The sequence below is a fragment of the Paenibacillus sp. 4624 genome (genome assembly GCF_050435065.1).
Taxonomy (GTDB): domain Bacteria; phylum Bacillota; class Bacilli; order Paenibacillales; family Paenibacillaceae; genus Paenibacillus; species Paenibacillus amylolyticus_D.
In genome coordinates, this window is the sequence record NZ_JBNDJR010000010.1 from 214,370 (window position 1) to 234,008 (window position 19,639).

Annotated in this window: 19 protein-coding genes; 15 read left to right on the top strand and 4 right to left on the bottom strand. The window is 46.7% G+C overall.

Annotation, left to right across the window (positions count from 1 at the left end):
• Nucleotides 1-364 precede the first annotated feature (364 nt).
• From cysT to ABIE27_RS22280, 11 genes are all read left to right on the top strand, one after another.
• Nucleotides 365-1,180, top strand: coding sequence for a sulfate ABC transporter permease subunit CysT (gene cysT / locus ABIE27_RS22230; RefSeq protein ID WP_123063322.1), 816 nt, complete (start codon nucleotides 365-367; stop codon nucleotides 1,178-1,180).
• The gene (locus tag ABIE27_RS22235) at nucleotides 1,177-1,974 is read left to right on the top strand and encodes a sulfate ABC transporter permease subunit (protein ID WP_429351483.1); all 798 of its coding nucleotides are present in this window, start codon (nucleotides 1,177-1,179) and stop codon (nucleotides 1,972-1,974) included. Before cysT ends, ABIE27_RS22235 begins: the two co-directional genes overlap by 4 nt.
• 1 nt (nucleotide 1,975) lies before the next feature.
• Nucleotides 1,976-3,040 (top strand): sulfate/molybdate ABC transporter ATP-binding protein, encoded by a 1,065-nt coding sequence (locus ABIE27_RS22240; RefSeq protein ID WP_429351484.1) that lies wholly within the window; start codon nucleotides 1,976-1,978, stop codon nucleotides 3,038-3,040.
• A 46-nt stretch (nucleotides 3,041-3,086) separates the two neighbouring features.
• Entirely contained in the window at nucleotides 3,087-4,154 is a 1,068-nt protein-coding gene (locus ABIE27_RS22245; RefSeq protein ID WP_192895070.1) for a sulfate ABC transporter substrate-binding protein, read from the top strand.
• Between the two features lie 189 nt (nucleotides 4,155-4,343).
• Complete coding sequence (locus ABIE27_RS22250; RefSeq protein ID WP_123063324.1) at nucleotides 4,344-4,790, top strand: hypothetical protein; 447 nt, start codon at nucleotides 4,344-4,346, stop codon at nucleotides 4,788-4,790.
• Between the two features lie 233 nt (nucleotides 4,791-5,023).
• On the top strand, nucleotides 5,024-5,818 hold the full coding sequence (locus ABIE27_RS22255; RefSeq protein WP_123063325.1) for an MBL fold metallo-hydrolase: 795 nt from the start codon (nucleotides 5,024-5,026) through the stop codon (nucleotides 5,816-5,818).
• A 164-nt stretch (nucleotides 5,819-5,982) separates the two neighbouring features.
• Nucleotides 5,983-6,948 carry an RNA polymerase sigma factor gene (locus ABIE27_RS22260; RefSeq protein WP_429351485.1) on the top strand — a complete coding sequence of 322 codons (966 nt, stop codon included), beginning with the start codon at nucleotides 5,983-5,985 and terminating at the stop codon, nucleotides 6,946-6,948.
• Between the two features lie 18 nt (nucleotides 6,949-6,966).
• Nucleotides 6,967-7,548, top strand: a complete 582-nt coding sequence (clpP, locus tag ABIE27_RS22265; protein WP_123063326.1) for an ATP-dependent Clp endopeptidase proteolytic subunit ClpP — start codon at nucleotides 6,967-6,969, stop codon at nucleotides 7,546-7,548.
• Nucleotides 7,549-7,783: 235 nt separating this feature from the next.
• Nucleotides 7,784-8,158, top strand: a complete 375-nt coding sequence (locus ABIE27_RS22270; protein WP_123063327.1) for a GntR family transcriptional regulator — start codon at nucleotides 7,784-7,786, stop codon at nucleotides 8,156-8,158.
• Nucleotides 8,159-8,163: 5 nt separating this feature from the next.
• Nucleotides 8,164-9,030, top strand: coding sequence for an ABC transporter ATP-binding protein (locus ABIE27_RS22275; RefSeq protein WP_429351486.1), 867 nt, complete (start codon nucleotides 8,164-8,166; stop codon nucleotides 9,028-9,030).
• Complete coding sequence (locus ABIE27_RS22280; protein ID WP_123063329.1) at nucleotides 9,023-9,649, top strand: ABC-2 transporter permease; 627 nt, start codon at nucleotides 9,023-9,025, stop codon at nucleotides 9,647-9,649. Before ABIE27_RS22275 ends, ABIE27_RS22280 begins: the two co-directional genes overlap by 8 nt.
• Nucleotides 9,650-10,200: 551 nt before the next feature.
• On the opposite strand, the gene ABIE27_RS22285 is transcribed toward ABIE27_RS22280, so the two are convergent.
• A complete protein-coding gene (locus tag ABIE27_RS22285; RefSeq protein ID WP_429351487.1) occupies nucleotides 10,201-11,622 on the bottom strand; it encodes a PLP-dependent aminotransferase family protein in 1,422 nt (473 codons plus the stop codon).
• A 120-nt stretch (nucleotides 11,623-11,742) separates the two neighbouring features.
• Here ABIE27_RS22285 and ABIE27_RS22290 point away from each other — a divergent pair, with 120 nt between their 5' ends.
• The gene (locus ABIE27_RS22290; protein ID WP_123063331.1) at nucleotides 11,743-12,675 is read left to right on the top strand and encodes a DMT family transporter; all 933 of its coding nucleotides are present in this window, start codon (nucleotides 11,743-11,745) and stop codon (nucleotides 12,673-12,675) included.
• Nucleotides 12,676-12,763: 88 nt separating this feature from the next.
• On the opposite strand, the gene ABIE27_RS22295 is transcribed toward ABIE27_RS22290, so the two are convergent.
• Nucleotides 12,764-13,102 (bottom strand): hypothetical protein, encoded by a 339-nt coding sequence (locus tag ABIE27_RS22295; protein ID WP_429351488.1) that lies wholly within the window; start codon nucleotides 13,100-13,102, stop codon nucleotides 12,764-12,766.
• 386 nt (nucleotides 13,103-13,488) lie between these two features.
• Between ABIE27_RS22295 and ABIE27_RS22300 the strand changes: the two genes are divergently transcribed.
• On the top strand, nucleotides 13,489-15,009 hold the full coding sequence (locus ABIE27_RS22300; protein ID WP_429351489.1) for an NAD(P)/FAD-dependent oxidoreductase: 1,521 nt from the start codon (nucleotides 13,489-13,491) through the stop codon (nucleotides 15,007-15,009).
• 254 nt (nucleotides 15,010-15,263) lie between these two features.
• On the opposite strand, the gene ABIE27_RS22305 is transcribed toward ABIE27_RS22300, so the two are convergent.
• Together ABIE27_RS22305 and ABIE27_RS22310 are read right to left on the bottom strand one after the other, a co-directional pair.
• A complete protein-coding gene (locus ABIE27_RS22305; protein ID WP_123063334.1) occupies nucleotides 15,264-16,067 on the bottom strand; it encodes a Cof-type HAD-IIB family hydrolase in 804 nt (267 codons plus the stop codon).
• A gap of 291 nt (nucleotides 16,068-16,358) precedes the next feature.
• The gene (locus ABIE27_RS22310; RefSeq protein WP_123063335.1) at nucleotides 16,359-17,363 is read right to left on the bottom strand and encodes a lipoate--protein ligase; all 1,005 of its coding nucleotides are present in this window, start codon (nucleotides 17,361-17,363) and stop codon (nucleotides 16,359-16,361) included.
• Between the two features lie 260 nt (nucleotides 17,364-17,623).
• Here ABIE27_RS22310 and cobD point away from each other — a divergent pair, with 260 nt between their 5' ends.
• Together cobD and ABIE27_RS22320 are read left to right on the top strand one after the other, a co-directional pair.
• On the top strand, nucleotides 17,624-18,814 hold the full coding sequence (cobD, locus tag ABIE27_RS22315; RefSeq protein ID WP_429351490.1) for a threonine-phosphate decarboxylase CobD: 1,191 nt from the start codon (nucleotides 17,624-17,626) through the stop codon (nucleotides 18,812-18,814).
• Entirely contained in the window at nucleotides 18,811-19,605 is a 795-nt protein-coding gene (locus tag ABIE27_RS22320; RefSeq protein ID WP_123063337.1) for an adenosylcobinamide amidohydrolase, read from the top strand. The genes cobD and ABIE27_RS22320 overlap by 4 nt, the downstream gene beginning before the upstream one ends.
• The last annotated feature ends 34 nt before the right edge of the window (nucleotides 19,606-19,639 follow it).

A 19,639-nucleotide genomic window follows, 5' to 3' on the forward strand; every position in this document is an offset into this window, starting at 1 on the left:
TAGTAATGTCTTTCCTGAATTTTAACTCTTTAGATTGTACCTTAACCACCCGAGGCTAAACAAACCGCACGGATAACATGTATACATAAATGTTTGATCTCAAGTATTGAACGAAATTGCGTCAATCTAATGTACTAAATTCGTTTATGAAAATGGGGAGATTCGTTTAAACAGAGCATCAAATAGTTCGAATAAAAGCATTGACGATCAGCACTGCAAACTGGTAAAGTATCAGATAAGCAAAAACCAAGTAGACTAATGGGAATAATAATAAAGTAAACTTATCCAAATCAGGGGAATATCGCATGAAATCAGGTAGACTGCCGACCGGAGTTAAAGCCGGAGGCTGGGAGGGAACACAGTAATGAACACCGTTCTTCGTCACAAGGGATGGACTTGGGGTTTTCGCAGTACCGTATTGTTATATTTCATCGTACTCATTGTACTTCCAATCATCGGTGTGTACGCCAACTCCTTCTCTGAAGGGTGGAGTAATTTTGCTGAGAGTATCATGGATCCTATTGCATGGAAGGCGGTGCTGTTAACGGTTCGTCTGGCCGTGGTTGCCGCTTTAATTAATGTGATCTTAGGAACCATGATTGCCTGGGTGTTAACAAGATATCGATTCGTTGGCAGATCATTTCTTAATAGTCTTGTCGATTTGCCTTTTGCATTGCCAACAGCTGTAGGCGGTCTGATGATTATGCTGTTGCTCGGCCCAATCAGTGCTGTCGGGAAACTGGCTGAGTCGATGGGGTTTGAAATTGTATTTCATCAGCCTGCAATTGTGATTGCGATGACCTTTGTTACCTTTCCTTTTGTCATTCGCGCAGTGCAGCCTTTGCTGGAAGAGATCGATCCTTCCGAGGAAGAGGCTTCATACACGATGGGTGCTTCCAAGGCACGTACGTTCATGCAGGTCATTCTTCCATCCATGGCTCCCGGCATGATTAGCGGCGGAATGTTGGCTTTTTCCAGAGCGCTCGCTGAATTTGGCGCAGTTGTACTGGTTGCCGGTAATATTCCAGGCAGAACACTAACAGCTTCCGTTTTCATCTATGGAGAGATTGAAAGTGATAACCCGACAGGGGCGGCCGCGGTATCCGTATTGTTGCTAACACTCTCCTTTCTGATCCTCTGGCTAATCAATCTCGTACAGATGCGGGGGAGAAGAAGATGAGAAGACTCTTAATCGGACTTACGTTTGTAGTGTTCACATTGCTGTTGATCATTCCTCTCGGACGGATTCTGATTGGCGCATTTGAGGACGGTGCTGGCGGCTTTGTTAAAGGTATTATGCGTCCGGAGGCGCTTCACGCACTGATGATGACAGGGCTGGTCGTTCTGGTGGTTACCCTGTTAAATACATTGTTTGGCATTATGATGGCGATTTATCTGGTTCGTGCAAGCTGGCTGAGTGATCGGGTGAAAGGGTTGCTTAACAGCATTGTCGATTTACCTTATGCGGTATCGCCGGTTATTGGCGGTTTGATGATTGTTTTGCTGCTTGGACCGAACAGCATCATGGGAGGATTTTTTGAGGGCATCGGATTTAATGTGGTATACGCTTTTCCAGGCATGGTTATTGCCACGTTGTTCGTTACGTTTCCGTTGATGGTAAGAGAGGTCATGCCTGTCTTGCAGGAGCTTGGTTCGCAGCAGGAGGAGGCGGCTTCCACACTCGGAGCCTACGGCTGGAGAACGTTCTGGAGTGTAACCTGGCCTTCCATTCGCTGGGCAGTGGTTTATGGTCTGGTTCTGACGGTAGCGCGCTCACTGGGAGAATTCGGGGCAGTATTGGTCGTGTCCGGTAACATTATGAATAAAACGCAGACAGCAACAACGCTGGTGTATCAGGATGTAGAGAATTTCAACGTGTCTGCCGCGAACGGTGTGGCATTGGTACTGGTAACCTTCTCTGTAGGACTGCTGCTCCTGATGGAGTGGGCCAAGAAGCGAAAGGAAGTGCATTGAGATGCATGTAGAAGTTCGTGATCTTAACAAACACTTTGGTGATTTTCATGCGGTAAAAGATGTCTCATTCGATATTGCCAAAGGCCATCTGATCGGTTTGCTCGGCCCCAGCGGAGGCGGGAAAACGTCGATCTTGCGTATGCTCGCAGGGCTCGAAAGCCCAGGCTCGGGGGAGATCCGGTTCCACGGAAAAGTCGTGAATCATCTACCGCCTCAAGAACGGGGCATTGGATTTGTATTTCAGAACTATGCGTTGTTCAAACATATGAGTGTTTTTGATAATATTGCATTTGGTCTCAAGGTGAAAAAAACACCTAAAGCCCAGATTCGTGATCGCGTGATGGAACTCGTTGAGCTGACTGGGCTGAAAGGTTTCGAACAGCGTTATCCGCACCAGCTGTCGGGTGGACAGCGTCAACGTGTGGCTTTTGCCAGAGCGCTTGCGCCTGAGCCGCAGTTACTGCTTCTGGACGAACCGTTTGCCGCCATTGATGCTAAGATTCGTCAAGAGCTTCGTTCATGGCTGCGTGAGCTGATTGAAAGGGTAGGCATCACGTCCATCTTTGTTACTCACGACCAGGATGAAGCGATTGAAGTCGCAGACGAGATTATGATTATCAGCCAAGGTCGTTTAGAGCAAAAGGGTACCCCTTGGGATATTTATAAAAATCCGCAGACCCCATTTGTGGCGACCTTTATTGGGGAGTCTACGGTGGTGGAGGATGCCTCTCAGCTGAAAGGCTTCGAACATGCGGTGCAAGGTGGCAATACGCGTGCACTGATCCGACCGGAGTACATCGAGATTGGACTCAAGAATGAATTCACCATGCTGTCTGCAACGGAAAAAGGGATCGTAAAACATCTTCACTTCCGCGGTAGTGAATGGATGGTTGAAGTTGAGGTGGAGGGCCACAAGCTCATCACCTATCGCTCTCTGGAGAAAACGACACTGGAGATTGGGCAAACGATTCGTGTACTTGTGCATCGTGCGTATATGTTCAATGACTCGGTGAGCTGGGTCGTGGAGAACCGATTGAAAGAAGATCCGATGCCAGTCATGATCTAGAATGGAAGATGTTAAGGAAAAAGCAGAAAAGAAAGAAGGAGCAGCCATGCCGACGAGCCGAAACAAGAAGAAATTCAATCCTCTATATTTCATTCTGATGCTTGTGCTCGTCTGTGTGACTGCCGGATGCAGCAAGCAGGAGCAAGGACAAACAGCCACAGTTACGAGTGGTGATTCTTCGAACACACTGGTTATCGGTGCATATAGCGTAGCGAAGGATGCGGTAGGCGAACTGTTGCCCAAGTTCCAGGCAGAATGGAAAGCCAAGACGGGACAGACCATCAATTTTCAAGAATCCTATGAAGCTTCAGGAACACAGGCGAGAGCGATTGTTGGCGGGTTCGAAGCGGATGTAGCCCTGCTTGCGATGGAAAGTGACGTCGATAAACTGGTGAAGGCCAAGCTTGTCACTGCGGATTGGAAACAAACGCCGAATGAGGGCATGATTACACGTTCAATCGTTGTGCTGGGTACACGAGCAGGCAATCCACTGGGGATTAAAGATTTCCAGGATTTAACCAAGCCTGGCGTGAAGGTGCTGTATCCTAACCCGAAAACATCTGGCGGTGCACAGTGGGATATTAATGCGATCTATGGTGCGGGACTGAAGCTGTCGGAGGAGAAAGAGGGCAAGAAAGACCCTGCCGCAGCGAAAGCATTTCTGGAAGAGGTACACCAGAACGTTGAATCCCTGGACAAGAGTGGTCGTTCCTCGATGGCTGCGTTTGAATATGGTGTAGGAGACGTTATCGTAACGTATGAAAATGAGCTGCTTGCCCGAATTGCCAAGGGTGTAGATTATGATATCGTGGTACCGAAAAATACGATTTTAATCGAAAATCCCGCAGTGGTGGTGGATAAATACGCCGACAAACATGGCAATCGGGAGCTGGCGGAAGCCTTTATCGCGTACTTGCGAACACCTGAAGCACAGCGTATATTTGCGAAACACGGCTTCCGCTCCGTAGACCCGGACATATTTGCCGAGACGAAAGAATCGTTCCCGACACCAGCGGGGCTGTTTGATATCAACTATCTGGGTGGATGGGATGAGGTGCGTAAGACACTGTATTCCAAGCGTGGAGTCTGGTATCAGGTGCTGGCAGGCCTGTAACCGCTACTCTCCAGGTTATTCTGTCATCGGAGTGTTCCGTGTAAAATCTCTAGTTCAACTTATATAGGAATGCGAACCTTCATTTTGCGGCATGCCGAGATGGAGGTTTTTTACTACGAAAAGGTTATAATAGGAAGTATACTAATACACATGTTGGCATAATTGTAGTTGCAGAAAGGTGTGACCTTAATGAGTACAGAGATTAAATTGTCCCAAAGCACAGCGATTCGACTGGAGCAAGCCCGTGGCAAAGGCATGTCAGAAGCGGATATATTAAAAGCGATTCAAGCCAAGGATGTAGCGGCATTTGATAGCGTATCCGAGGAGCATTATCGGTACGATACGTTTTTCTCGTATGCGGACGAGCATGGTGAGAACTTGGAAGGGGCTCTACAGAACGGATATCGAATTACGTTTAATACGCGTGGAGGGCTTGGCATCTGGCTGGAAAAAGCATTTAATCTGCAAGCAGACAAGGATTTCACGGTGGGTGAGGGGATCATCACCGGTTTGCAGTTGACCGCAGAACAGGCTGAGGTGCTAGAGCAACGTCTGGCATGGAACTGGGTCATTACGGATAACATAGAGGTTCCTGCTGGCCGTGAGCTGACGTTGAAGCTGCGTGCGCTGGTGTGAGCGGACGGATATGGAACTATCATGTCTGAGGCTGGGCTTCTCCAGCCAGATCAGACGACAGACTTTCCCGGCAGCAGCGATGCGCTGTGAGTGGGGGAGTCTTTTTTTTGCAAAAGCGGAGGTAGGGGATTACAATTTACATAAAATATTTGAGGCACAACTATGTTGATTACGAATGAAGAGACATCACATCTGAGCTGAATAGGCTTCAGGGAGCGAGAGGGGAATGCGGAATGAATCAGCTCACATTTCTGGGCACAGGAGATGCCATGGGTGTTCCACGGGTATATTGTAGTTGTGAGATATGTACGGAGGCAAGGCGGACAGGGGAAAATCGACGAAAACGTTCATCTGTCCTGATTCACGGGGGCGGTGACTTTCGAGATCAGCATGTAGACGGGATGTTTATGATCGACTGCGGGCCGGACTGGCGTTCTCAGATGGAAGATCAGGGAATGCGGATGGTGCATACGCTGCTGATTACACATGCTCATTTTGATCATATTGGGGGTTTGCCAGAATGGGCAGATGCGTGCCGCTGGCTAGGCGTGAAGGGTAGATTGTATGCCCCGCGAGAGGTAATCGTTACGATACAGGGGCAATTTCCGTGGCTAGCTCGTCACATGGATTTTTTGGAAACCGATAATGGGATCGAACTTGGTGGATGGAAGATTCGTTCCTGGAAAGTGTGTCATGGACATAACGGTTTTTCGTATGCATATCGGCTGGAGCGTGAGGAGTATGCGTGGGCGTACTGTTCGGATGCCATAGATTTGAAGGAAGAAGAACAGGAACTGTTGCATGGACTGGATCTGCTGGTTCTGGGGACGAGTTTTGTACATGAGCTGGCGGAGTTTTCGACGCGTTCGGTGTATGATATGCAGGAGGCGCAGGAGCTTTTGCGAGTGTTGAAGCCGGGACACACCTATTTTACACATATGTCTCATGATGTAGATGTAAGGCAGAACTATAAACTGGATGAGGGCATCACCATAGCACGAACGGGCATGACGGTGGCACTGGGTTAGGATTCGATGTGAAATCGGGATTCAGCAATGAAAGTGGATAATTTGAGATCCAGGAATAGTTTTGTTTTGAAAAAATAAATGAAGAAGAGCGTATCCTTTACAGGAGGTTCTTCGTTTACATAATGAAACACTTAATCAGGAACCAGCAAAGGGGGGCCCCCGAGATGGCCTTTGTGAAGTCCGCAGATTGCGAAGTCTATGAAATGAACCTAGTCACAGCCATGAGAAACGATAAATTGAAGGCGATAAATCAAACGAATCAAGGAAGTCAAAACCATCATCAAGCTATAGCAGTTAATCATACTGATGCCATTGATTGTAGAGACGGTGTTGAAGGTAAACGTGTTCCAAATCCAGCGTTGCACGATGTATTGCCTGAACTAATGGCTTCGCTTTATGCATACTGCATGTCACTCACCAAGTCGGTGACAGAGACAGAGGATCTTGTGCAGGAAACTTGCCTTAAGGGATTATCATCTGCGGTGGCGCAAGCTTCGGAAAGAACAGACACGTCGTTTAACTGGGAGGCTTATCTGATTCGTATCGCACGCAATACATGGATTGACGGTATTCGTAAGCAAGAAAAGCTGCGCTCTATACTCGACGAGATGAAACCTGTCATGTTTGAATTTGCGAGAGAGGAATCCTTTGAAGAGCTGGAATCTGCGGTACAACTATTGATTCACACCTTGCCGCCCTGGCAGCGTGCGATCTATATATTACGTGAAATCATGGGATATAAGGCGGCAGAAACTGCTGAGATGCTGCGTACAACCGAAGGGGCCGTAAAAGCAGCATTAAACCGTGCCCGCACAGCTTTGAGCAAGGTCAGGCATAAATTGGTGGAAGCAGGGATGGATGCTGCATTGGAACAGGGGACGATGGAAGAGCCCGCTGATCTGGAGCAAGAGCAGCTCCGCAGTTATCTGATGGCTTTCCGTCAAGGGGATACTGCACGTCTAATTGATCTGTGCCTGAATCGCACGGAAGATCCGATGGCTGTGGCGGGTATGATTCTGCAGCAGACTCTGCCGTCTAAAGCGATGCAGCCAGTGATGTACGGTTATGCCGCTTCGAGTACGAATTCGATGTTTTTTGGAGGTGGGTATACGGTCATCATGGCTGCCTAATATAAGGAGGCGACATATATGAACGTAGTACCGTATGTTGTAGAACAAACTGCTCGCGGCGAGCGGAGTTATGATATATATTCGCGATTGTTGAAAGACCGCATCATTATGGTGTCGGGAGAGATTGAGGATCAGATGGCCAATGCTATCGTGGCTCAATTGTTGTTTTTGAGTGCCGAGGACCCGGATAAGGATATTCAGATGTATATTAATAGTCCGGGGGGATCGGTTACAGCGGGATTCTCGATTTATGATACGATGCAGTTTGTGAAGCCGGATATATCGACGATCTGTACCGGTATGGCGGCGAGTTTTGGTACGATTTTGCTGGTGGGCGGCACGAAGGGGAAACGAATGGCGTTACCGAACAGCGAGATTATGATTCATCAGCCGCATGGAGGCACACGCGGGCAGGCATCTGATATGCTGATACATGCAAACCGTATTATCCAGCACCGCCAGCGTCTGAATCAGTTGCTTGCAGACCATACAGGCCAGCCGCTGGAGCGCATTGAAAAAGACTCTGACCGCGATTATTTCCTCACCGCAGCCGAAGCAGTGGAATACGGTCTGGTGGATAAGGTTGTTACAGGTGCGTAGTGTCACCGTAGATGAAATTGACGAAGCGAGTGGCACAGAAAACAAATATAAGCGCAATAAGGAATGAAAAGATTTGGACGACAGGGGACTGTCGTTCTTTTTTTGTTTTTTTCTGATGGAGAGAAGAAAATGGATAAAAAAGGTTGACCTTAACCAGGTATAGTGTGTATATTATATATATACAATATGCTTGGTTATTTATATGAAACAATGGCAATGAGGTGAAGGAACAAACATGAATATACGGATATCCAATGCATCAAGCGATCCCATATATATCCAGATTTTATCCCAGATTCGGCAGAGCATTCTGAACGGAGAACTGGCAGCAGGAGACCACCTGCCTTCTATCCGTCAACTTGCGAAGGATTTGCAAGTCAGCGTCATTACAACGAAACGTGTATATGAAGAGCTGGAAAAGGAACAGTTAATTGATTCCGTGGTTGGCAAGGGAAGTTTTGTATCCGGTGCAAATCAGGATTTTATCCGGGAGAGACGTATGAAGCAGTTAGAAGCGAAGATGCTTGAGGTTATCCAGGAGAGCAAGGAACTGGGCATGAGCGCACAGGATTTGATTCAACATCTTACTTTGTTGTTAGAGGAGGAATAGGCACGATGAATGCGATAGAATTGCGGAATGTTACGAAGGGGTATCCGTTATTTAAGGTGGATAACATATCCACGGATGTGAAGCAGGGATTTATCACAGGGCTCATTGGCCCAAACGGAGCCGGAAAAAGCACATTAATCCGAATGATTACCGGACTCATCCATCCTGATCAGGGGACAGTGCGAACGCTGGGCAGTGAGAATCCGAGCGGTGATGTGGATGTCAAGCAGCGGCTCGGTATTGTGTCCGATGAATGCTTTTATTATGAACATTTGACCATCAGGGAGATGTCACGTTTAATTGCCCCTTTTTACAGTCGCTGGGACCATGCCGTATTCAAGAGTTATTTGGAGCAATTCGAATTGTCTCCGAAAAAGAAAATCCAGGATTTATCTAAGGGCATGAAGATCAAATTCTCGCTTGCCGTTGCTCTGTCTCATGATGCCGATCTGCTTGTCATGGATGAACCAACATCCGGTCTTGATCCAGTTTTTCGGAGAGAGTTGCTTGATCTACTGGCCAGCATGATTCAGGACGAGACCAAATCCATCATTTTCTCGACACATATTACGACGGATCTGGAGCGGATCGCGGACTATATCGCTTTTGTTAATCAAGGCAAGCTGATTTTCAATGAAGCCAAAGACGACGTGCTTGAGCGCTACATCATTGTGAAAGGGGATATGGATCTGCTGGATGCTGATACCCGGCGTCAATTCATTGGCATACGTGAAACATCGATTGGTTTTGAAGCGTTATCGGACAACAAAGCGGAGGCGCAGCGTATGTTTGGCAGTGAGGCTCTTATGCATAGGCCCGCATTGGAAGACTTGATTTATTTCACGGCAAAAGGGGGGCGTCAACATGCTTAATCTGCTTCGCAAAGACTTTATTGCACTGAGAAGTTCGTTGTGGATTATTGCTCTGTATGTGGTGATTTTCAGCTGGGCGTTTATTCCGAAGATGGAAATGTCCATGTATCTCGTGGGGATTTATACGGCTTTTGGCTCGATTATGCTAGCTACGATGGTGGACATCAAAAACCATAATCATAACTTTTTAGTTACACTTCCGGTCAGTCGCAAACAGATCGTGCAAGCAAAGTACCTGTCTTCCATTCTCTATTCCCTGTTTGGAGTCCTTGTATCCTTCGGCATTCACAAGATTGTTAACCTGAATTATCCTGAACTCAACAAACCTCATTATTCCCTGTTAGATATCCTCATTTCTATGGGGTTGGTATGTATACTGGTCTCTATTTATATGCCACTTTTCTATGCACTCAGTAAAAAGGGAGCAGGCATTATCAATACGGTTTTCTTCGTTTGTTTAATTGTTCTTGCTCAACCGACTGCGTTTATTCTTGATGTTGCGGGTAAAGAAGGGCTTATTACAACGCCAATTATCTTGGGGATTGCCGTAGCCGTAGTGGCTCTGTTTCTTGTATCGTATGTCGTCACGATCCGGTTATTTGAGAGAAAAGATCTGTGAGCGATTTGCTTTATGGACTATTGACTTATATAAATCTAGGTGTGCCACAGGGGGAGTCGAGCGCTAACGATCACAGATGACCCTATTTGCTACAATTCAGGTGATTTCGGAATGTAACGATCTCAGGAGACGCTATTTTAATTATTTCGATGGAAAACAGGCCTCAATAGCTCGTTTTCATTGAAATAAGCTCCATGGTGATCGTTACATTTTTTAGTTCGTGAAAAAAGACCACATAAGTTTTCTGGTGATCGTTAGCGTTGGCATGAGGTGGACGTTGACGTTGACGTGCTCACAGAGGAAACAGCCAGTTTGACGATAGACAAAAAGTTGTCTGACCTAAGCCTTGGACACCTTTCCCCGTTTTCGTTGAATCTCTGAGCTTTCGTTGACCGACTGTCTGTGGGTACATTCAGAATCCTGCACTCTTTTAAGACTTGCCAAGGTTTAATTCACTCCTCAAACTTCCTTATCCGGCCTGGATTCCGGTACTCCTTCGTATCTCTGTTGCTCTTAGGCCCTCAATGTCGATCCTAAACGAAGTTTCGTTTTTAACTTCTCGCCGCTAAGGTGATCAGTCTGTCCATGCCTTCCCGGATTTGCTGCTCACGGGCATAAGAGAAGGAGAGGCGAAGCTTACGATTTCCTGAAGTGGGGGAGGGATCAAATACGGTTCCAGGTACAAAAGCAATGGAGTGCTCCATACTTTGGTGCAATAACCTGCCTGTATCGATACCCTCTGGGAGCACTGCCCAGATATTCAGCCCCCCTTCAGGACGTGTCCATGCCCAGTCCGTATCCAGCAGACACTGCTCCATGACCTCCATTCGAAGTTGAAGCGCAGTTCGCAGTTTGGACAGATGCTGATGCATACGATCCGACTGGAAATAACGAAGAAACAGCTTCTGATTCAGGAGCGGTGATCCGTTATCTGTCAGGGCTTTGATCGCCTGGAGTCCTGCCATGAGATGTGAACGGCACATGATGGCTGCGATACGCAGACCCGGAACAACATATTTGCTGTAGCTGCGTATGTACAATGTATGTCCGGAAGTATCATAAGTGAAGATCGGCGCAGGTGGCTTCTCTTTAAAATAAATATCATATGTGCTGTCATCCTCCACCAGGAAACAGCCATATTGTTCAGCCAGCTCAGGCAGCTGTTTGCGTTGCTCTACAGAGATGCTGATGCCTGTCGGGTTTTGGAACGTCGGTGTCATATAGAAGAGGCGTGGTTTTTCTGTTTTCATCAGATGTTCAATCTGCTCCAGATCATACCCTTCGGGATGGATGTCGGTAAAAACAAGCCGTGCACCCTGTTTGCGGAAAATTTCCATGGCAGGGCCGTAAGTTGGTCGCTCAATCAGTACCCGATCTCCAGGCTTGACCAGTGCACGGGAGATGACATCAATCGCCTGTTGAGCACCGGATGTAATCAGCACTTCGTCAGAGGACAGGTAGAAGCGTTCTTTGGCCGTCAAATGGGTGGCCAGACTGGTACGAAGCTCTAAATCGCCTTGGATCGTTGAATACGTACCGAGTAGACGAGGATATTGATCTAACAGATCGCGCATTAACTCGCCCCAATATCGGTTGGGCAATAGTGCAGGATCGATTAATGATTTGGAAAACTGATATTCCGCTTCCAGTGATTGGACCCGGTCAAGTGTGTCCCAATGGAGCCAGGCAGACACGGAGGGATCATCTCCCTGATCTGTATCGGCTAGTGGTTTGGCTGGACTGACGTAATAACCAGATTTGTCTCTAACATAGACGATCCCACGCTGTTTTAACTCCTGATACGCTTTGAAAACCGTTAGCCGGTGTACGCCGAGCAGTTCGGATAAGCTTCGTACCGAAGGCAGTTTTTCCTGTTCAACCCACTCCCCTGCCTCAATCCGTACCATGAGATAGTGGATAACTTGCTCGTACCGTTTCATGCTGTTGTCTGCCATCATTACCGTTTTGCTCACCCGACCCACGCTCCTTTTGATCTCCATTGTAACAGTTAATGAGAGATAACTGTTCTATTTTGTTCATTCTGTTCTGTAGACCATGAGCTATGATGGAGAACAGATAAAGGAGTGGTTAACATGGTAGGGATTGCATTTACCGTAATGTGTCTCGTTTTTGGAACAACGTTTCTGGCGATTAAAATTGGAGTGGAGGCAGGCATGCCGCCTTTTCTATCTGCTGGACTGCGGTTTGTGATTGCGGGAGCTTTAATGTTTACTTGGATGTGGATGAAGGGGAAAGTGAGTTTGTCCCTGTTATTCCGCAAAGAAATGCTGATTACAGGTGCAGGTCTAACATTTGCGACCTTTGCCACGTTATATTGGGCAGAGCAGCATGTCAGTTCCGGTGTTGGCGCTATTCTATCGGCAACAGGGCCGCTGATGATTATGCTTATGCAAACGGCATTGTTACGGCAGAAAACCTCTGCCCGCATGCTAATTGGTTGCTTGATCGGGTTTACAGGTGTTGTACTAGTCGTTTTGCCAGGCGTATCGCTTGGTGCAGGCTCTTTATTTTTGTGGGGATGCATCGCGGTGCTGGTGGGGGAAGTCTGTTATTCCGCAGGTACGTTATATTCCAAAAAAGTCATTCATCAATTCAGTGACATGAATCCTGTTGCCATTAATGCGGTGCAGATGATGTATGGCGGTGTGTTGTTATTTATCCTCTCTGCACTGACGGAATCCTGGAATATGTCGGCACTGGATGTACTGCCGGCAGTGTCGTCCGTAATCTATCTGACGGTCATCGGTTCAATGGTCGGGCACAGTCTGTTCTATTGGATTATGTCACGCACTAATCCGCTGTTCCCAGCAACCTGGTTATACATATCGCCACCAATTGCCGTTGGGCTCGGTGCGATCGTGTACGGAGAACATGTCAGTTGGGTGACGTGGGTCGGTGTCGTTTTGGTTATCTCGGGGCTGTTAACAATGAATGAGAAGGTAAACAACTGGTTAAAGAAAGGAAAGCGTGTGAGGGCGAACGTTCGAACTTCTGAATCTGTTTAGTAAAGTGATTTCTTCATTCCACCTATTCTAGTGTCTTTTTAACAGCTCAATCTGGAAATCAGTAGTTAATTTCAGATTGAGCTATTTGTTATTTCAACAAGATTTTCTCGTTAACCAATAGATAGTAATACTCATCCATCTGTTCAGCTGTAATATTTTCTTCAAAATGATGTATCCACCAATTCACAAGTAAACTAATAACCCCTGAGTGAAACTCGACTGCAAGTTCTACGGGAAGTGAGAATTGTTTACCTCTATTTTTTAATTCCATAAAATCCTGCTTGAATATTTCTTCGATGTATTTTCTGAAAAAATGTTTGAATCCCTCATCCTTCTTTTGATTTTGGACCATTCTCTCCAGTACATTGCCTGACAAAATTGTAGCGATACTTTGCATAGGCTGTCGCAGTCTGTCTTCCACGTTCATTTGTAAATAATCCTGAAGGAGCGAAGTCAGGGTAGAGGACAACAGCGCGAATTTATCTCAAAATGTTTATAGAACGTTGTTCGGTGCACCATGGCTTTATCGCATATTTCGTTAACCGTAATGTTACTGAATAGCTGGCCTTGCTCACATAACAGAGTCAAAAGGGCCATCGTCAACAGTTTTTGAGTTCGAGCAACTCTCAAATCCGTTCTTTTTCCAATTATTTTCATCTACACCATTTCCTTATTGTAGTTTAACTATATATTATTCTTAAATTGATTATTACTAAATAAGATATTTTAACTATATATTAGTATTATAAGAAATATTTTGATTACTCTAGAAGTGTAGATAAAATCTAACGTCATAGAAAGGATGGAAGAGAGATGTCTGATATGAAAAGAGCTGTGGTGATCGGAGCAGGGATTGCGGGGTTAATCACTGCAAGAATGTTATCTGATTATTATGATGAGGTATGTATTATCGAGCGAGATGAATTGCCTTCTGAGCCGTCGAACCGGCAGGGAGTCCCTCAATCTTTTCATCCACATCGGGTATTACCGCGCGGCGGACTCATTCTGGAGCATTACTTTCCCGGGTACAATGATGAATTGATTGCACTTGGCGCCATTCCTTCACATGAAGAAGAGATTGTGAATGCAAATAAATACGGTAAATTTAATCATAAAGTGAATGCTTCTTTCATCGAAATTGCATCAAGCAGCAGACCCTTGCTGGAATGGGTACTGCGGAAGCGAGTGCAGAATATAAGTCATATCCGCTTTTTAACGAATACGGAAGTTACCGGGCTGATGGTTTCGGAAGATCAGAGTTCCATTATAGGCGTTTATACAAAGGAAAGACGCTCGGAGAGTCGGAAAGAAAGACGGGCTGATATGGTGATTGATGCCTCAGGGCGTTCCTCCAAATTGATTAAATGGCTTGATCAGATCGGATTATCTGTACCGGAGCCCGAGGTGTTGAAGGTATCTCTTGGCTACAGTACCCGGTATTATAAGATACCATCTCTTATTCAAAACGAATGGAAAACGATATTGACAGAATCAGATCCCGAGCAAGGTATTCGTGCAGGTATGTTGTGGCGCATTGAAAATGATATCGCTGGAATGCTGCTTTTCAATGCAGGAGGAGATGCATATCCTTCGACCCATCCCGATGAGTTTCAGGAACAAATGAAGCATCTGTTTGCTTCAAATGAAATCATGGAGTTGGCGGAACGGCTGGAACCTTTCCAGGGACCGAGGGGATACCGCATTTCCGAGTCTATCCGTCAACATTATGAACGCATGGAGGACTGGCCTTCCGGATTACTCGTCCTTGGCGATGCATTTTGCAGCTTTGATCCGATTCATGGACAAGGAATGACGGTTGCTGCCATTGAAGCCGATACGGTAAGAAAATGTTTGGAGCTGCAGCGAGTACATCCTGAGTCGAAGTTTGAGCTCAAAGTGCTGCGTCGGATGCAGCAAGCCATTGAACCGGCATGGTGGCTTAGTTCTGTAGCTGACTTGCGTTGGAGAGGTGTTGAACATGTTGGGTCATCTCAACCACGAGGGGTTACTTTTGCTCAGAAATATATCAATTTGTTTACGAAGCAGGCGATGAAAAAGGCGATGTATGAAAAAGATACTCATCTTTTTTTCATACAGTTTCTGATGAATGCTTTGATTCTTCCTCCGGGTGAATATTTCAATGGTGGCGTACTGAAGATGATCCTGAATGACAATGGTTCCGAGGAAGAAATGGCGTTAAGAGCAGAGCTTGGTGTACAAGATCCCGAGCTGTTCCAGCAGAGGATAGATGAGCTCATTCCATCATTTCAGCTGGAACATGATGAACAGATCGAGAAGCTGCTGGAAACTTTTCAACATGCCATGAGCGAATAAGAGGGATAACATGAAAAACACAATGTTAAATTTCATAGCTAGTATTATTATTTCTCTCATTGTATTTTTTGTCGTTTTGTTTTTGGTCGCAGTTCCAGATACAAATCGTGTCATTTTATCAATAGCGATTACGATATCACTTCAATTATCTTTACTCACTGCCATATTGCTCTCAAAACAAAAATAATAAAAAACAGTCTGGAACCACACATTTTTGTGTTATCCGGACTGTTTTTTTTGTTAACGTCTTATGTTTACTTTGTGTTCAGTACAAATTTCTCGATAACCTCTTTTACGCCGTCTTCGTTGTTGCTCGCTGTAATATAGTCCGCTAATTCTTTCAGCGCAGGGATGGCATTGCCCATGGCTACACCCAGACCAGCGACTTCCAGCATCTCGTGATCGTTCCAGGAGTCGCCAATGGCGATACACTCGCTGAGTTGGTGACCAAAGTGGTCAGCCAGGAACGTCAGAGCATGACCTTTCGTACCTTCTTTATGCATGATTTCGAGGAAATAAGGCTTGGATTTGGTAATATGCACTTCAGGTCCGAGCAACTCACGCAGCTCTACAGCTACTTGATCCAGATAGTCAGGCTCGTCGATGATGAGCAGTTTTGGCGTTGGTTGTTCAATGACTTTGATGAAGTCAGACTCGATGTAATATTGTGTGCCGTTTAACTTGGCATAATCGAGCAGTTTCTGGTTTTCCTCACGAGCGTACAGCTTGTCGTCAATGTATGTTTGCAGGTGCAGATTTTTCTCCAGACAGTAGTCAAATAGTTTGCGGGAAGCTTCTTGCGGTACATAGCGCTCATAGAGCACCTTTTCATCCAGCAAGTTCTTTACCAATGCACCTTGATATGTGATGATCGGCACGTTCAGCTTGGTTTGGCGAGCAAGTGCCTGTGCGGAAGCGTAAGCACGTCCTGTAGCGAGGGTTACAACTACGCCGTGTGCTACCGCTTGTTCCAAAGCCGTTTGCGTAGCGGGTGTAACTTCCTTGTTGTCGTTAATCAGGGTGTCATCGATGTCGATGGCAATCAGTTTGTAAGTCATGCGATGTTTCTCTCCTTTTTTATCTGCTTCTATGTTCATTGAACGAAACAGTCTCACGCAAAAACTACGATGACAGAATAACCTTTCAATCACTGTTATCCCCAGATTTTTTTGATCTTTATATTTCATAAAGAGAAAATCCGGTGATAAGCATATGCTTCCGATGTAGCTTTCTTGCAGAAAGCTTTTAGGTGAACGCTTCGCTTTTCCAGGTTTTTTCTGTCCTCTCCGTTGCTGTGATTCTATTTCGTTCAAACAATCTATACCCATCTAAATGTCGTATTTGCTTTATTACTCTTCCAGGAAAACAAGACCGATAAAGTCTTCCAGCTCCAGGTTGCCGAAGTAATGCTTCACATCCAGACCTTCCAGTGCGGAGCGAACCTCAGTCTCGTCATAACGCTTGCCGCGCAACATGTTCTCGATATCCGCTACATCGCCAACACCGAAGAAATCGCCGAAGATTTTGATATCTTCGATGCGTCCATCCTTGATGTTCATGCGCAGATCGATGATGCCTACCGGGAATTTGCGGGTATGCTTTACATTGCTTTCCGGTGACAAGCCGTAGTTCCAGTCCCAGTTGTTATAACGCTCGGCCGAGATTTCCTTGATTTTGTCCCAGTCCTTCTCAGTCAGCTTGTACTGAGGAACGTCCTGCGGCTCCATGCGGAAAATGTGACGAAGCAACTCATCACGGAACTCTTCAATCGTCAGGTTGGTGTCAATCAGATCACGAATGTTGGCAACGCGGCTGCGTACCGACTTGGTGCTCTTGGATTTGAATTTCTCGGGATTGACGTTCAGAGAAGCCTGAACATGCTCCAGATTCAGATCAAACATCAAGGTACCGTGGCTGAACATGCGTCCGCGGGTGGCGAATTGTGCGTTGCCCGAAATTTTCTTTTCACCGACTTGCAGATCATTGCGCCCGGTCAATTCGGCATTAACGCCAAGTTCTTGTAACGCTTCAACCACAGGCTGGGTGAATTTGCGGAAGTTGTGGAAGGATTGACCGTCATCCGCCGTAATGAAACTGAAGTTCAGGTTGCCCAGATCATGATACACTGCTCCCCCTCCGGAAAGACGACGCACCACCTGCACACCGTTATCCTGAACGTATTCGATATTAATCTCTTCAATCGTATTTTGGTGTTTGCCAATGATGATCGACGGACGGTTGATGTAAAACAGCAGGTAGCTGTCATCCTCCATCGGCAAATGTTTCAAAATGTACTCCTCAATCGCGAGGTTTACAGAAGGATCTGTAATGCCCTGGTTATCTACAAACAGCATGGTCATTCCTCCATTAATGTATGTGAGAGGCGCTTAGCCCCTTATGTAGTGATACTCGTGCAAAAGAATCAGAAAACCGAAGTCCTGAAATTCCTCTTCTATTGTAAACGAATTGTCGTTGGGACACAAAGAAAACAAGTAGACACGATGGAATTGGACTGACTTATGATAAACAGATGAATGGAGAAGGAATGCAGGATTGACCCATCCCTCCTATGCCATCCATAATAAAAAGAACATACAGAGAGGATGACGGAAGAATGACCGGTTATATCGAAGTGTTCGGACATGGTGGAGATGTGGAGACCGCAGCTTCGAGGTTTGGTGGGAGGGCAGCGGATTTTCTGGATTTTAGCGCTAATATCAACCCATTAGGTCCTCCCAAAGAGGTTTTGGAAGCATTACAGCAAGGTCTGCATTCGGTGCTTCGTTACCCTGACCCGGGCCATCGGGGATTCAAAGCACTCCTGAGCGAACGCTTGGGAGTAAAACAAGAGCAGATTTCCGTAGGGAATGGTGCGGCTGAAAGTATGGCATTGATTCTGCTGGCACTTGCTCCGCGCAAGGTTGGCACGGTGGAACCGGGTTTCTCGGAATATCGCGCTTTGGCACGGCAATTTGGTGCGGAGGTTCTGCATACGGAAGGCCTTGAAGAACTGAATTGGCAAGCGGCGCCTGAACGTATCGAACAGTTGATGGAAAAGGTAGACCTGCTTTTTCTTGGACAGCCAAACAACCCGAACGGTGTGCAATATCCAGTGGAGGTGCTTCACAGGCTCGCCCGCAAAGCCGAAGAGACGGATACAGTGCTCGTTATTGACGAGGCTTTTATCGACTTTATTTCACCGTCCCTGCGACAGACACTTGCTCCAGATCTGAACAAATATTCGCATGTGATCATCATCCGTTCGATGACGAAGTTTTATGCGATTCCGGGTTTGAGACTCGGGTACGCCATAGGCAGCGCAAGATACATACAGGCGATGACGGAGAAACAGGTCACCTGGAGCGTCAACGGACTGGCTCTTATTGCAGGAGAAGCCTGTCTGCGCAGCCGGGAACATTTCGAGCAGGACACGATATCGCAAATTACACATGAACGGACACGTTTAATCCAAGCACTGGAGTCGTGTGGGTGCAGTGTAACGCCGGGTGAAGCCAATTTTATTCTGGCGCGTGTGCCGGAACCTTGGACAGCGGCTTCCGTGCAGGAAGCTTTGGGGCGGCGGGGCATTCTGATTCGCAGCTGTGCCATGTATCCGGGGCTTGAGGCAGGACATGTACGCTTTGCGGTCAAAGGTGCTGAAGCCAACGACAGGTTGCTTGACGGACTCAGAAGTGTGCTTGAACGAAGCGGGGATCTGGACGTGAATCCGCCATCTGCCGATCAGGGGAGTCAGCAGGATCATACGCAACATTTTGAAAAAACAAAGGGAGGGAAGCGGTTGTGACACTCCCGTTTTATGACTATTTTACAGATGGAAAAAGAGACGAGAATATCTATGTATCCTCTTCCTGGCCGGGTCTGCACATCTCTGCTCATGAACGGCATGTTAAAGCACAGAGCCCACAACCTGCTCTCGCACTTTCCAGCGCAGTATACGGCGGTGGTATGCTCGAATTAAATCGTGTATTTAACATCTATGTGGACAAACACTACCGATGTGATGATCCACCCCGTGATATCGCAGAGGCGCTGTATGAATGGCAAGAGCAAGCCGATCAGTGTGCAGGGTTGTTAACTGCGGTCAGAATGGAGCATACCTCTATTCAGGAGTATACGAGTTCAGCATTCGGTCTGTTGTGCTGTACGACTGCAGGCGTATCCAATGCAGCACGGGCAAGTTCGGAGAGAACTGTTTTTGATGTGCATGGGGAAAAACAAAACAGAATTTCATATATCCCCGGTACGATTAATATCATGCTGTGGTTCAACGGACAGATGACCCCAGGGGCGATGGTTAATGCGGTTCAGACGGCAGTGGAGGCCAAGGCTGCTGCTCTTGCCGATGCAGGTATTGCCGATATGGAGAACGGACTTCCTGCCACAGGTACAACAACCGATGCCATTGTACTTGCTGTACGTCAGGACGAGCATGAAACAAAGCCGATTCACGCATATGCGGGTACGGCTACTGCTTTGGGCGCGGTTATCGGCAGACTGGTATATGACACGGTGACAGAAAGCCTTCAGGCCGGATTGCGATGGAAAGAAAGGAACGGGCACAGTAATGACATTTGAATTGGAGCATCTATGGACATCATCGTTCTGGATT